This is a genomic window from Asaia sp. VD9, assembly GCF_037150015.1.
Taxonomy (GTDB): domain Bacteria; phylum Pseudomonadota; class Alphaproteobacteria; order Acetobacterales; family Acetobacteraceae; genus Asaia.
On the sequence record NZ_JBBCQM010000008.1, the window covers coordinates 100,736 to 114,305 of the forward strand.

14 protein-coding genes are annotated in these 13,570 nt (G+C 62.0%); 8 read left to right on the forward strand and 6 right to left on the reverse strand.

The features are described 5' to 3' along the window. Positions 1-192 precede the first annotated feature (192 nt). Positions 193-1,611, forward strand: a complete 1,419-nt coding sequence (gene cls, locus WFJ47_RS11160; protein ID WP_336763026.1) for a cardiolipin synthase — start codon at positions 193-195, stop codon at positions 1,609-1,611. Here the strand turns inward: cls and WFJ47_RS11165 are convergent. After that, positions 1,595-2,233 (reverse strand): endonuclease/exonuclease/phosphatase family protein, encoded by a 639-nt coding sequence (locus tag WFJ47_RS11165; RefSeq protein ID WP_336763028.1) that lies wholly within the window; start codon positions 2,231-2,233, stop codon positions 1,595-1,597. The two genes, cls and WFJ47_RS11165, sit on opposite strands and share 17 nt — an antisense overlap. A gap of 92 nt (positions 2,234-2,325) precedes the next feature. Further along, entirely contained in the window at positions 2,326-3,381 is a 1,056-nt protein-coding gene (locus WFJ47_RS11170) for an AI-2E family transporter (protein ID WP_336763029.1), read from the reverse strand. Positions 3,382-3,475: 94 nt separating this feature from the next. Between WFJ47_RS11170 and WFJ47_RS11175 the strand changes: the two genes are divergently transcribed. Both WFJ47_RS11175 and metC read left to right on the forward strand, forming a co-directional pair. After that, positions 3,476-4,318: a sulfurtransferase gene (locus WFJ47_RS11175; RefSeq protein ID WP_336763031.1), complete on the forward strand. Its 843-nt coding sequence runs from the start codon at positions 3,476-3,478 to the stop codon at positions 4,316-4,318. 13 nt (positions 4,319-4,331) lie between these two features. After that, entirely contained in the window at positions 4,332-5,555 is a 1,224-nt protein-coding gene (gene metC / locus WFJ47_RS11180; RefSeq protein ID WP_408868651.1) for a cystathionine beta-lyase, read from the forward strand. A gap of 4 nt (positions 5,556-5,559) precedes the next feature. Here the strand turns inward: metC and WFJ47_RS11185 are convergent, their stop codons facing one another. From WFJ47_RS11185 to WFJ47_RS11195, 3 genes are all read right to left on the reverse strand, one after another. Then, a complete protein-coding gene (locus WFJ47_RS11185; RefSeq protein WP_336763033.1) occupies positions 5,560-7,050 on the reverse strand; it encodes a YifB family Mg chelatase-like AAA ATPase in 1,491 nt (496 codons plus the stop codon). 79 nt (positions 7,051-7,129) lie between these two features. Next, complete coding sequence (gene serA / locus WFJ47_RS11190) at positions 7,130-8,380, reverse strand: phosphoglycerate dehydrogenase (RefSeq protein ID WP_336763035.1); 1,251 nt, start codon at positions 8,378-8,380, stop codon at positions 7,130-7,132. Between the two features lie 55 nt (positions 8,381-8,435). Continuing rightward, positions 8,436-9,236: an inositol monophosphatase family protein gene (locus WFJ47_RS11195; protein WP_336763037.1), complete on the reverse strand. Its 801-nt coding sequence runs from the start codon at positions 9,234-9,236 to the stop codon at positions 8,436-8,438. Between the two features lie 155 nt (positions 9,237-9,391). On the opposite strand from WFJ47_RS11195, the gene WFJ47_RS11200 reads away from it, so the two are divergent. The 5 genes from WFJ47_RS11200 (at position 9,392) to WFJ47_RS11220 (ending at position 12,631) form a co-directional block, all read left to right on the forward strand. After that, a complete protein-coding gene (locus WFJ47_RS11200; RefSeq protein WP_336763039.1) occupies positions 9,392-10,123 on the forward strand; it encodes a 3-deoxy-manno-octulosonate cytidylyltransferase in 732 nt (243 codons plus the stop codon). Beyond that, positions 10,120-10,959, forward strand: coding sequence for a prephenate dehydratase (locus tag WFJ47_RS11205; RefSeq protein WP_127102552.1), 840 nt, complete (start codon positions 10,120-10,122; stop codon positions 10,957-10,959). The genes WFJ47_RS11200 and WFJ47_RS11205 overlap by 4 nt, the downstream gene beginning before the upstream one ends. A gap of 85 nt (positions 10,960-11,044) precedes the next feature. Further along, positions 11,045-11,941 (forward strand): 4-hydroxy-tetrahydrodipicolinate synthase, encoded by an 897-nt coding sequence (gene dapA / locus WFJ47_RS11210; RefSeq protein ID WP_336763042.1) that lies wholly within the window; start codon positions 11,045-11,047, stop codon positions 11,939-11,941. 3 nt (positions 11,942-11,944) lie between these two features. Next, complete coding sequence (gene smpB, locus WFJ47_RS11215; protein ID WP_127102550.1) at positions 11,945-12,436, forward strand: SsrA-binding protein SmpB; 492 nt, start codon at positions 11,945-11,947, stop codon at positions 12,434-12,436. 69 nt (positions 12,437-12,505) lie between these two features. Beyond that, positions 12,506-12,631, forward strand: a complete 126-nt coding sequence (locus tag WFJ47_RS11220; RefSeq protein WP_336763043.1) for a hypothetical protein — start codon at positions 12,506-12,508, stop codon at positions 12,629-12,631. Between the two features lie 265 nt (positions 12,632-12,896). Here the strand turns inward: WFJ47_RS11220 and WFJ47_RS11225 are convergent, their stop codons facing one another. Continuing rightward, the gene (locus tag WFJ47_RS11225; protein ID WP_305006501.1) at positions 12,897-13,568 is read right to left on the reverse strand and encodes a cold-shock protein; all 672 of its coding nucleotides are present in this window, start codon (positions 13,566-13,568) and stop codon (positions 12,897-12,899) included. Positions 13,569-13,570: the final 2 nt, after the last annotated feature.

A 13,570-nucleotide genomic window follows, 5' to 3' on the forward strand; every position in this document is an offset into this window, starting at 1 on the left:
CTGTAGAACTGCGATCGTCGCCTCTGCCCGACGCGTCCCGGACGCCCTCCGCATCCCGACCATGCCCATAACCCTTGCGGCCCGTGGGGCCCGTGGACGAGCAGGATGCGCCTTTCCTCCATATTTTACGATGAATTTCAGAGTTGCAAGGTGCCGGTCTTTGAATTTCGCTCGAATACGCTAACGTTATGAATGATGAGCTGGCCTGTAACCCTGTTCGATGCCTTCATGATCCTGCTTCGGTTGGGTCTGGCGGTGGCGGTGACCCTTCACGTTCTGAGAACGAAACAGAACACGGCGGCATGCGCCGGTTGGATCGGGGTGAGCTGGCTCATGCCGATTTGTGGTGCGCTGCTCTATCTCATGTTCGGGATCAACCGTGTGCGGCGTCTGGCCCGACGTCTGGTGAGCGATCATCACTGGCGCGGTCGCGGAATGGCCTATTCCGCGCAGATCCGGCTCAAGGGAGAGTTCGCGCCTCTGGCACGCATGATCGGCAAGCTGACCGAGCGTCCCCTGCTGGGGGGTAATGCCATCATCTGCCTGCATGATGGCGACAACATCTATCCGCGCATGCTCGACGATATCGCCTCTGCGCGGCTTTCGATCCTGCTCTGCTCCTACATCTTTCGCGATGACCGCATCGGTCAGCAATTTGTGGAGGCGCTCGCCGCTGCACAAAAGCGCGGCGTGGCCGTGCATGTTCTCGTCGACGGCATTGGCGGCGGGTACTTCATGAGCGGTATCCACAAGGCCCTGCGGGCGCGCGGCATCGCCTGCGAGCGCTTCATGCACTCGCTCTGGCCCTGGAAGATGCCGTTCATCAATCTGCGCAATCACCGCAAGATGCTGATCGTGGATGGCCGCGTCGGCTTCATGGGGGGGCTGAATATCGGTGAGGAGAATCTGCGCCGACTGCGGATCAAGCATCCTGTCGCGGATACGCATTTCAGGCTGGAGGGGCCGGTCGTTCATCAGTTGAGCGAAGCTTTTGCCCGGGATTGGTCCTTTACCTGCGGCGAGCAACTCGACGGGGCGGTCTATTTTCCGGAGCTTCAGCGTCAGGGCGACATCCCGATGCGCGTGGTGACGTCAGGACCGGATAACGATCTGGAGAAGATCGAATTCTCCATGCTGCAGGCGATTGCGCTGTCGCGTCATTCCGTTCGCCTCATGACGCCTTACTTCCTGCCCAATGAACGGCTTGTTTCCGAGCTCTGCCTCGCCGCGCTGCGCGGCGTCAGGATCGACATTATCCTTCCTCGGCGCAGCAACCACCGCCTGATCGATTATGCGCGTGATGCAAGTCTGGCGCCCTTCCTGCAGGCAGGCTGCCATATCTGGATGAATCGCCCTCCCTTCAATCACGCGAAGCTGCTGGTGGTGGATGATTCCTGGTCCTTCGTCGGAAGCAGCAACATCGATGCGCGCAGTCTGAGGCTCAATTTCGAGATCAATCTCGAGATCTACAGCGAATCTGTGGCCCAGGAACTGGCCGTGTTCATGGAAAGCCATCGCTCAGGTCGGCTGACCCATCATGCCCTCGACAGCATGAGCGCGTGGCGGAAGATACGAAACGCCTCTGTCAGACTATTCATGCCCTATCTTTGAGTCGCCTGCGGTCTGCCAGCCGTTGAAAAAACGCGCGATGGGCATCAGGAGCGTCCAGACGCAGGGTGACGCTTATGGGATGATGGTCGGAGCTCTGATTGGGCAGGACCGAACTCCGCAACGGGGTCATGTTGCGTACGAGGCAACGATCGAGCCTGATCGGCAGGATGTCCGCCATGCGATGCGTTGGCTCCCGCGGGCCAACGTCACGAAACCCGGGCAGGAGGGTCGGCCCGACCAGATTGAAGTCACCCATGACGAGCGCGTGGGGGCGCAGGATGGGGGCGATGCGGCGCAACTGGCGGCGATTGAGGATTTGTCCGTGAGACAGATGCACGTTGGCGATGGAGAAGGACCCGAAATCGATCAGCTGCGCGGTCCGTTTGACGACCAGCCCGGAAGGAAGCGCACAGGAGATCGGCGCTCGCCTGAAAGCAAAGCGGCTCCAGCAGGCCGTTCCGTGAATGCGGTCGGGCAAGGGGATACGGGCGTAATGGCCACCGAGGATGGAGGGCAGGCGATCAAACGTACCGACGGCCTCCTGCATCAGAAAAATATCCGGCTGCAGGCTGCGCGCGAGATCGACCACTTCATCCAATGGCGCGCCGACAGCGCGAAGCAAATTCCAGCTCAGAATCGTAAAACTCTGTCCTATATACGGGACAGATCTGTCCTGTATTGGTTGAAGAGGCGATTCTTGGGAGAGAGCCAGGCTCATTGCACCAGTTTCTTTTCAGTCTGATAGGCGCCGCGCGCGAATTCAGTTGTGAGTGTATAGCCCACGCCGAGCAGCACAGGCCCCAGGAAAATGCCTAATCCGCCCAATGTGACGACGCCGCCCAGCACTCCCAGCACCGTGAGCAGATAGGGAAGCTGTGCACCGCGCGCGATGAAGGCAGGGCGGATGATATGATCGGCGCCAGAGATGAAGACGATGCCGTATCCGGCGAGGAAGAGCCCCCATCCCAGGTGATGATGGAGTGCGAGCCAGATCGCAGCGGGCGCCCAGACCAGCGGCGCCCCGACCGGGAAAACCGCAACGAAGGCGGCTACACCGCCCAGAAGAACGGGGGCGGGAACACCCGAAATGAAAAGCCCGATCGAGGTCAGGACGCCTTGGACGATGGCTGTGCCCAGAATGCCATAAACCGTGCCACGAATGACTCCACCGATGATCGTGATCAGCCGATCCGCATAGGTGCCGGTGATGCGCGTCAGCACCGCCTTGATGACCCGGCCGAGCGAGTCGCCGCTGATCCAGAAAAACAGGGCGATGAACAGGGCCATCACGAGTTCCGCCAGCCCGCTTGCCATCTGCATCAGGGCCTTCAGGGCGTAGCGCGCGATTTGCCCCGCATAGGGGTGCAGCGCCTCGCCCAGCCCGCGAACGTCATGGCTCCAGTGCAGATAGGCATTGGAGAGCTGTGGGCCGAAGGCAGGCAGGGAAGCCAGCCAGCTCGGCGTGGGGTGAGTGCGCCCGAGCGCCTCGATCTCGGTGTTGATCCCGCCAATGATCAGCGGCAGATCGGCAATGCCGGTCGAGGTGAGAAGGGCGAGTGGCATCACGATGGCGATGGCGCTTCCTACCATCATCACGACCGCCGCCAGGGAGGGGCGCATATGCCGGCGCAGACGCTTGAAGACGGGCCATGTCGTGAATGTGAGAATGGCTCCCCACAGAATGGCGGAGAGAAAAGGCCATAAGACCACGCCGCAGCCATAAGCGACGCCAAGCAGGAGCAAGCCAAGCATGATGCGTTCGGTCGTCACGAAATCTCCCGTCGCCGCCTTTGGCACCAGTTGACCGGATAGTCGTTCTGGCTGCTATCGTGCGGTTCTCAACCCGTTCTTGCAAGGTCTGCCTATGACGCTGAAACCCCTCATCGATGCGCAGACCCTGTTGACGCTGCCAGCGCGTCGCTACCGTTTCCTCGACGCCTCGATCCTGCTCCCCGGGCAGGAGGGCGATCCTGAAGCGGATTTCAGGGAGTTAGCGCTCCCGGGCGCCATTCGTTTCCGGATCAACGAGATCTGTGATCATGGCAACACCCTGCCGCATATGGTGCCGGGACCTGCGCTCTTCGCCGATTTCATGACGGCGCATGGCATCGATCGTGAGACAGGGCTGGTGTTCTATGACCGTGCTGGCAGCATCGGGGCGTGTCGCGCTCATTGGATGGCTGATCTATTTGGTCATGACTGCGCCCACGTGCTCGATGGGGGGCTGGCGGCCCTGCAGCAAGCGGGGATCGCCTTCGATGCCCTCCCTGAACCGGCGCCGCATTCCGATACTGCTTATCAAACGCGTGCCCGCTATGCCCGTCTCGCCGGGAAGGGTGATGTGCTTGCCGCGCTTGGGGATCCGGATCGCGTGATCCTCGATGCTCGAAGCGCGGGGCGGTTTCACGCCCGTGTCGCTGAACCGAGGCCGAACACGCGTGGCGGGCATATGAGAGGGGCAGTCAATCTGCCTTACGGAGATGTGCTCGATGCCGAGGGGTATTTCCTGCAGCCTGAGGCGCTTGTGGCGCGTTTGGCGGCCTGCGCAATCGGCGCGAGGCAGGTCATCACCAGTTGCGGCTCGGGTTTGACAGCCGCCACGCTGACCATGGCGCTGCGTGTTGCGGGGCATGCGCCCGGGCAGCTTTACGACGGGTCCTGGGCAGAATGGGGAAGCGACCCCACTCTCCCCATCGAGACCTCATAGGAGACTGAACAGAGTGGAAAACACCGCAAAGCAGGTTACTTCCGGTTGGAAGCGCCTGTCCTCCCTCCTGGTTCAGGGTGGTCGCCCGGAGCCGACACCGCAGGAGGGAAGTTTCGTCAATGCCCCGGTCACGAGGGGTTCGACCGTGCTTTTCCCCTCGCTGGATGCCATGAAGGAGCAGGGGCTGCGCAGCCACGAGCATGAGCTCATCTATGGCGCCATGGGCTCTCCCATTCAGCATGAGCTCGAAAAGCTGATCGCACTGATCGAGGGTGGAACGCATACACAGGTGGTTTCCTCGGGCCTCGCCGCCTGCACCCTTCCGCTGCTCGCTTTTCTGAATGCGGGCGATCATCTGCTTTTGCCTGACTCGGTTTACGGGCCGACGAGGCGTTTTGCCGGAACCATGCTTGCGCGCATGGGGATCGAGACAAGCTATTACGCACCTCTGGCCGATGAAGAGGCCTTGCGTGGCCTGTTGCGTGACAATACGCGCGTCGTTTTTGCGGAGAGTCCTGGGAGCCATACTTTCGAGGTTCAGGATATCCCGATGCTGGCGCGCGTGGCCCATGAGCATGGTGCTCTGCTGATGCTCGACAACACCTGGGGGATCGGCATCTTCCAGCCTTTCCGCCACGGGGTGGATGTGTCGATCCAGGCCCTCACCAAATATCCGGCGGGACATTCCGATGTGATCGCCGGGGCGATCACGGTCGCCGATGGCGCGCTCTGGAAAGATCTGCGCGATTCAGCCATTCAGATCGGCCAGCTAGCCGGGCCGGACGAATGCTGGCTGACGCTGCGCGGATTGCGCACCATGGCCGTACGTCTGGAGCGGCAATCGGCCTCGGCTCTGCTGGTGGCACAATGGCTGCGAGGTCGGCCCGAAGTGGCGAAAGTCCTTCATCCCGCCTTCGAGGAATGCCCGGGTCACGAATTCTGGGCACGTGATTTCGAGGGCGCGAGTTCACTCTTCGGCGTTGAGTTGCGCGCGGATCTTTCAGTCGCGGCGATGCGTGACATGATCGACGCGCTCGCATTATTCGGTATTGGCGCGTCCTGGGGCGGGTATGAAAGTCTCGTTCTTCCGACTACTGGCGGGGTGAGGCGCTCGCTGCCGAACGCCATGCCGGAGGGGCCGAGCTTTCGCCTGCATATCGGGCTGGAAGACCCGAATGACCTCATCGCCGATCTCGAGGGCGGTATGGAAGTGCTCCGCGCCTCGGTAGCGGGCTGACGTTTCAGCGAAGTCGGAACCCCAGGGCCTCGCGCAGATGCGGTGCCTCCACATCATTAGCCTGGTCGAGATCGGCGATGCTGCGTGCAACGCGCAGCAGCCGTGTCAGACCGCGGGCAGAGAGGCGTAGTTTCGTCCCCGCCTCGCTGACCAGCGCACGGGCATCGGCACTCAGAGCGATGTCGAGGGCGCTGACCTGGGCATTGGAAACGCCCTGTCGGGCGATCTGCCTGGCGCGGGCGGCCACTACGCGCGCCCGGACGACCGCGCTTCTCTCCCCAGAGGGAGCAGTTATCATGTCGAGCGGGGAGACCGGGGTGACGAAGAGCGAGAGATCGAGCCGGTCCAGCATCGGGCCTGATAGTCTTGCCTTATACTCTTCCCCGCATTGAGGGGCCTTGCGACACGCCCGTTCCGCATCGCCCAGATAGCCGCAACGGCACGGATTCATGGCCGCGATAAACTGGAAACGGGACGGGTAGAGCACCGTCTGCCGCGCACGGGCGACAGTAATCACCCCTGTTTCGAGGGGCTGACGCAGGGACTCGAGACAGGCGCGGGAAAACTCCGGAAGCTCGTCAAGAAACAGCACCCCGTTATGGGCAAGGCTGACTTCCCCCGGGCGCGATCGTGCTCCGCCACCGACTAGTGCGGGCAAGGTCGTGGAGTGATGCGGCGCACGAAATGGCGGCTCCGTGATGAGTGTGCTGCCTGCGGCCTGACCGCCGAGACTGTGAATGCGGCTGCATTCGAGTATTTGTTCATGGGTCAAGTCAGGCAGGATGGACGGCAGACATTGCGCGAGCATGGATTTTCCCGCACCGGGCGGGCCCGACATCAGGAGGGAATGCCCCCCGGCGGCCGTGATTTCGAGTGCGCGCCGCCCCATATCGAGACCCTTGATGGCCGACAGATCAGCCCCTTGCGGCGTGGGGGGCACGCGTTCCAGCTCGGGCGCCGGCAGGACATGGTCCCCGTTGAAATGGCCCAGAAGGGCGCGCAGGCTCTGCGGGGCGAGAATATCGAGCGCATCGCTGGCCCAGCGTGCCTCCTGCGCCTGCGGGGCGGGGCAGATGAGCCCCAGCTGAAGCCCGATCGTCTCGAGCGCTGCCGAGAGTACGCCTCCTGTGGCCTGCAAGCGGCCATCCAGCGATAATTCGCCGATTGCGGCATACGCGCTTATCGCTTCGTGCGTGAGGGTCCCCATGGCAGTCATGATGGCCAGCGCGATGGGGAGATCGAAATGCGAGCCTTCCTTCGGGAGGTCGGCGGGCACCAGATTGATGAGAATACGCTTGGGCGGCAGGGCCAGACCCAGGGCGCCGAGGGCGGCACGGACGCGTTCACGAGCCTCACCCACGGTCTTGTCTGGCAGGCCCACGATCACGAAAGCGGGCAGGCCTGAGGCAATCTGGATTTCGACGGTGACCGGAATGGCGTCGATGCCCGCAAACGCGAAGCTCTGGATACGGGCGATAGAAGAAGAAACGGTCACGGCACCAACGAATGATCAGGAGCAGAAAATTTTGTTCCTGATCATTACCAGCGGTGCATCAATAATTCATCAAATTACTTCAGCGCTGATAGATCAGCCTGGCGCGCATGGTGCCCTTGAGGTCGCGCAGGCGGTTCAGCAAACGTGTGTCGAGTTCACTATCGGGGCTGGCATCGGTTTCCACCACCACATAGCCGACCTCGCCATCCGTCTGCAGATATTGCGCGACGATGTTGCAGTCCTCGCTCGAGAAGATCTCGTTGATCTGGCGCATGATGCCCGGGCGGTTTTCATGCACATGCATGAAGCGTGTGCCGCGCGGGCGCTCGGGCAACTGAACGGGGGGAAAATTCACTGCGCCCAGCGTGGAACCGACATCGGAATATTCAACAAAGCGCTTCGCGACTTCCACGCCGATACGTTCCTGAGCTTCCATGGTCGAACCCCCGATATGCGGGGTGAGGATGACGTTGGGCAGGCCCTGAAGCGGTGAGACGAAGCTCTCTCCAGCGCCTTTGGGCTCTTTCGGGAACACATCCACGCCGGCACCCATCAGATGGCCGTCGCGGAGCGCGGCGGCGAGCGCGTCGATATCGACCACCGTGCCGCGTGCGTTGTTCAGCAGAATCGAGTTCGGCTTCATCGCCCGAATTTCGGCCTCGCCAATCATGTCCTTGGTCTGTTCGGTCTGCGGGACATGCAGGCTGACGATATCGGACTGGGCCAGCAGATCATTCAGCGTGTCGACCGGGGTGGCATTGCCATGAGGCAGCTTGTCCACCGTGTCGTAATAGATAACGCGCAGGCCGAAGGCCTCGGCCAGGACGGAGAGCTGCGAGCCGATGGAACCATAGCCGACAATCCCGAGCGTCTTGCCGCGAACTTCCCAGGCGTTGACGGCAGATTTGTCCCAACCACCGGCATGGCATTGCTCGGAGCGCGAGGGAATGCGGCGCAGGAGCATCACGATCTCGCCCATGACCAGTTCGGCCACCGAGCGCGTATTGCTGAAGGGAGCGTTGAAAACGGGAATACCTGCCATGCGTGCTGCGTTGAGATCGACCTGGTTGGTTCCGATGCAGAAACAGCCGATCGCCATCAGGCGGTCAGCAGCCTCGATCACCGGTGCCGTGAGTTGCGTGCGTGAGCGGATACCCACCATGTGCACGCCTTTCAGAGCCTCTGACAGGGCCTCGCCCTCGAGCGCCGTCTTCACACAGGTCACCTGCTTGTAGCCCTGGGCGGCAAGATGCTGGGCGGCGCTTTCATGAATGCCTTCGAGCAGAAGGATGCGAATGCGGTCTTTGGGGAGAGAAAACGAGGCTTCCATGTCTGGCTCCTGTCAGCGGCGCAAATCCGAAAAGCGGTGCTAGCCCATACGCGGGTCAGGGGGAAGGGCGAAGACTGGCGATGGCCTGGGAGAGAAGCACCTTGTCCCCGCAGGCCAGTACCGTGCCGTCGCTTTCCAGTGTCAGAGGGGCGCCTTGCCAGTCCGTCATCACCCCCCCCGCGCCGGTGACCACGGGTACGAGTGCGGCCCAGTCCCACGGCTTCATGGTGCATTCGGCAATCACATCGATCTGCCCCAAAGCAAGCAGCCCGTACCCATAGGCATCACCGCCCCAGCTCGTGCGCCGCGTTGCCGCCTTGAGAGCGGCGAAACGCGCATCGAAAGGCGGGATCAGCATGTCTGGCGAGGTGCAGGAAAGCTCAGCCGCACTCAACTCCGGGCAGGATCGCGTGCCGACGATACCGGGCAGCATGCCGGACTCGAAGCGCGTCGTCTCGCCTTCCACGCCGATCCATCTTTCGCGGGTGAGTGGCTGGTCGATGATGCCGAGAACAGGCTTGCCGCGCCAGAAGAGCGCGATCAGCGTAGCAAAGCTGGGGCGACCCGTGATGAACGCACGTGTCCCATCGATTGGGTCCAGCACCCAGACGAATTCTCCCTCGATGCCGGAAAGGCCGAATTCCTCGCCGAGGATCGCGTGGTCGGGATGGGTCTGCGCGATCATGCTGCGCATTGCCGTTTCCGCTTCGCGATCGGCCCGCGTGACCGGGCTCTCATCGCTCTTGTCATCCACCGTCAGCCCTGACCGGAAATGGGGGGTTACGGCATGACGGGCAGCATCGGCGCAGGCGAGCGCGGTTTGCAGACAAATGGCGAGATCGGGCAGCGGTGACATGGCAGGCAATCCGGAAAGGGAAGGGGCCAGAGAAGACGGGCGCCCCTCGCGTGACGGGGGCAGCAACGCGCCGATTGACGCATCCTGGGGGGTGCGGCATGTCTGGCTCTGCGCTGTGACCTTCACAAGACAAGCGGAAAGCCTGCTTCTATCTCATGAACCCCATCATCGTCATCCCATCGCGTCTCGCTTCGACGCGCCTGCCAGACAAGCCGCTGGCGGAAATCGACGGCGCCCCCATGATCCTGCATGTCGCGCTGCGCGCCAGAGCGGCTTCACTCGGTCCAGTTCTCGTCGCGTCCGGAGATCAGGCGATCCTCGATGCGCTGGCGGGACACGGGATCGAGGGCATTCTGACTGATCCCGCGCTCCCGAGCGGGTCTGACCGGGTTCATGCCGCCTTGCGTGAGTATGACCCCGAAGGGCGCCATGATGTCGTGATCAATCTTCAGGGGGATCTTCCTCTGATAGCGCCTGACAGCATTGCTTCCGCTCTGATGCCCGTTGCGCAGGAAGGGTTCGATATCGGCACGCTCGTCGCCCCGGTCGATACAGAGGAAGAGGCTGAGCGCAATTCGGTCGTGAAGGCCGCCTGCGCCTTCACGCCGGGGCGGCCTGTGGCCCGTGCTCTTTATTTCTCGCGTCAGCCTGTCCCTTGGGGCGCGGGGCCTCTCTGGCATCATATCGGCGTCTATGCCTGGCGTCGCGAGGCGCTGGTGCAATTCGTTTCCCTGCCACCCTCGCCGCTGGAGCTGAGGGAATCGCTGGAACAGTTGCGTGCGCTCGAGGCGGGTATGTCGATAGGCTGTGCGGCGATTGACGAAGCGCCGCTTGGCGTTGATACGCCTGAAGATCTCGTTCGTATCCGTCAGGCGCTCCGTTCATGACACAGATCATCGCTTTTCAGGGGCGCCCCGGCGCCTATTCCGATCTCGCCTGCCGCGTCGCGCGGCCGGGCTGGGAAACGCTCCCATGCCCGACATTCCAGGCCGCTATCGACGCGGTGCGTGAAGGGCGCGCGACGCTTGGGATGCTCGCCTGTGAGAACTCGCTGGCTGGCCGCGTGCCGGAAATTCATGCCCTGCTGCCTGACGCAGGGCTGCCGATCATTGGCGAGCACTTCCAGCGTGTCGAGCATTGCCTGATCGCTCTTCCCGGGACGAAGCTGGAAGAGGTCAAGCGCGTTCACACCCATCCTGTGGCGCTGGGGCAGATACGCAATCTGCTTCGTGAACTCGAAGTCGAGGCGTGTTCCGCCTTCGATACGGCCGGGGCGGCGGAGATGATCCTCAAATGGCAGTCGCGTGAAGACGCCGCCATTGCGTCCTCGCTCGCGGCCGAACTGAACGGGCTGGAAGTGCTGCGCGCCAATGTGGAAGACGCTGCGCATAACACGACACGCTTCTATCTTGTTGCGCGCGAGGCGGCCTGGCCCGCCGCCGATGCCGAACGTGTGATGACCACACTCGTCTTTCGCGTGCTCAATCGTCCGGGCGCTCTCTATGAAGCGCTGGGCGGGTTTGCCGAGAGCGGGGTGAACATGACCCGTCTCGAGAGCTATATGAGCCCTGGCACACTGACAGCCACTGGGTTTCTGCTCGATGTCGAAGGCCATCCAGAGCAACCTGCTCTGCGTCGCGCCCTGACGGTGCTCGAGGGGTGCAGCGAAAATATTGCCATATTGGGTGTCTATCCGGGCAGTCCGTCCCGCTATCCGGAATAGGGACGCGCGCCGCGATATCCATTTGACAGCGGCGTTTAGAGTTCTATTTAGCAGCAGATTCGTTCAACGCGGCAGGTGAGGCAACATGGCACGGAACAAGGATTTCAACGGGTCTCTGACCGCGCTGCTGACGCCTTTTCGCAAAGACGGAACCGTCGATCTGGCCGCCCTTGAGCGCTTTATCGACTGGCAGATCGATCAGGGCACCGCGGGACTGATTCCGGCAGGAACCACCGGGGAAAGCCCGACCCTGACCCATGACGAGCACGGTATGGTCGTTGCGCATACGGTCAAGGTGTCCGGCGGTCGTGTGCCGGTGATGGCCGGCGCAGGTTCGAACAGCACGCATGAGGCAATCGGCATGGCGCGTCATGCCAAGGCGGTCGGTGCCGACGCCTTGCTGGTTGTCGCGCCCTATTACAATAAGCCGACGCAGGAAGGGCTGTATCAGCATTTCATGCTCGTGGCCGATGCGACCGATCTGCCTCTTTACGTTTACAACGTGCCGGGACGTTCGGTCGTTGAAGTCCTACCGGAAACGATGGCGCGGCTGGCCCAGCATCCCAACATTGTGGGCACGAAGGATGCGACAGCCAATCTATCGCGCCCATTGCAGCTTCGTGCTCTGCTGGGGGACACGCCTTTCACGCTGCTGACGGGTGATGACGGAACCACCGTTTCCTTTCTGGCCGCAGGCGGTACGGGCTGCATCAGCGTGACCGCTAATATCGCGCCACGCCTTTGTAGCGAGATGCATGCAGCCTGGCAGGCCGGCGATGTAGCCAAAGCGATGCAGATCCAGCAGCGCCTGACCCCGCTTCACGATGCCATGTTCTGTGAAAGCAATCCCGGCCCGGTGAAATATGCAGCATCTCGTCTGGGACTATGTGAAGCGACGGTGCGTCTGCCGCTCTGCGAACCGGGCGCGGCCTCGCGCGCTGTCATCGACGAGGCCATGAAGAAAACCGGCCTGTCAGGATAAAAAGTGGCTGAAAAGAAGAAATCCGGTCTCATTTCGCACGGCATCGCCGCGCAAAATCGTAAAGGCCGGTTCAATTACACCATTCTCGAAACCGTTGAGGCAGGGCTGGTCCTGAAAGGGCCGGAGGTAAAGAGCCTCCGTATGGGGCGCGCCGCCATCAACGAGGCTTATGCTGGTGAACGCGATGGCGAGATCTGGCTGTTCAACTCCTATATCCCGGAATATCAGGGTGGCGTGCTTTCGCGTTTCGACACGCGCGCGCCACGCAAGCTTCTTCTGCACAAGAAGCAGGTGGCGCACCTCCTTGGTGCAGTCTCGCGCGCCGGGGCGTCGCTCGTGCCGCTGGATGTGCATTTCAACGCACGTGGCCGCGCAAAGCTGACGCTCGGTCTCGGCCAGGGGCGCAAGAAGGAAGACAAGCGCCATGCTATCGCCGAGCGCGACTGGCAGCGCGATAAGGCGCGCCTGCTGCGCAGCAAGGGTAAGGATTACTGAATAATCGATCCTCGACTCGCTATCCCATTTTCCAACGCTGCCCATAAGGAAAGCCATGCCTCTCGGTGCATGGCTTTTTTCATTTGGTGGATTGTCGATGTGCCGAGACGGGCGGGCGAGAGAGGGGCAATGTCACGGGCACGCGGGTTCGGTGGCCGCACGGCGCTTCCCTGGTGGGATGAGGCCGCGCTTTGAGCGCTATCTGGAAACACGCTCGAAGCTGACTGGTAGAGGAGTCCCGTTCGCGACTCTCGTTTTGGAGCGGTGACGAAGGAGTCTGAGCCCGTGGAAAGATGGGGAGAAGCGTGAGGAATGGCTGCGCCATTCACTTCGACGATTGCACACCCTGATGCTTGGGTAATCGACCTCCTGGTCAGCGAGTATTGCCACAGCAGATCTGACACGCAGGTACAAAAAAACCCGGCGCGATGGCCGGGTTTCTTCGGGATCATAAAGCTGATCAGGCGATGTTGATGTCGGCTGCTTCCGGACCCTTCTGGCCCTGAACAACCTTGACATCGACAGCCTGGCCCTCGTTCAGGCCGGAAAGGCCCGAGCGCTCGAGAGCGGAAGCATGGATGAAGATATCCTTGCCGCCATTTTCCGGCGTGATGAAGCCAAAACCCTTCGTGGCGTTGTACCACTTGACGATCCCGCGAAGGTCCTGAGCCTGCGAAAGGTCAGGGGCCGGGCGGGCCGGACGACCACCGCCAAAAGCGGGGCGCGGGCCAGCCGGGTTGAAGGCGGCGCGCGGGCGCGGTGCTTCAGCCGTGCTCGTGTCTACGTTGAGGACCTCAGCGACCTGACGACCCTTGGGGCCCTGGCCGATGCGGACGTTCAGCGTGGTGCCCGGATTGACGCTGGTGTGGCCAGCGGTGGACAGCGCATTGGCGTGAAGGAAAACGTCGCCCGATCCATCAGCGAGCTCAACAAAGCCGAAGCCCTTCTCGCTGTTGAACCACTTGACGCTGGCGCCCACTTCCGGGCCAGACGCCAGAACCTGTGGGCCGCCCGAAGGGGGACGACGATTTTGCATCCCGCCGCGGTCACCAAAGGAGGGTGTCATGAAATCGTCGTCGAATCCGCCGCGGCGCGGGGAACGTGGGCTGCGGTCGGTACGGTTGCTTCTCAACG

What these genes read in the sequence shown, in the direction of transcription:
- cls (WP_336763026.1), top strand. Translation starts at nt 193, where the DNA reads ATGATGAGCTGGCCTGTAACCCTGTTCGATGCCTTCATGATCCTGCTT.
- WFJ47_RS11175 (WP_336763031.1), top strand. Translation starts at nt 3,476, where the DNA reads ATGACGCTGAAACCCCTCATCGATGCGCAGACCCTGTTGACGCTGCCA.
- serA (WP_336763035.1), bottom strand. Translation starts at nt 8,380, where the DNA reads ATGGAAGCCTCGTTTTCTCTCCCCAAAGACCGCATTCGCATCCTTCTG.
- WFJ47_RS11195 (WP_336763037.1), bottom strand. Translation starts at nt 9,236, where the DNA reads ATGTCACCGCTGCCCGATCTCGCCATTTGTCTGCAAACCGCGCTCGCC.
- WFJ47_RS11200 (WP_336763039.1), top strand. Translation starts at nt 9,392, where the DNA reads ATGAACCCCATCATCGTCATCCCATCGCGTCTCGCTTCGACGCGCCTG.
- WFJ47_RS11205 (WP_127102552.1), top strand. Translation starts at nt 10,120, where the DNA reads ATGACACAGATCATCGCTTTTCAGGGGCGCCCCGGCGCCTATTCCGAT.
- dapA (WP_336763042.1), top strand. Translation starts at nt 11,045, where the DNA reads ATGGCACGGAACAAGGATTTCAACGGGTCTCTGACCGCGCTGCTGACG.
- WFJ47_RS11220 (WP_336763043.1), top strand. Translation starts at nt 12,506, where the DNA reads ATGGCTTTTTTCATTTGGTGGATTGTCGATGTGCCGAGACGGGCGGGC.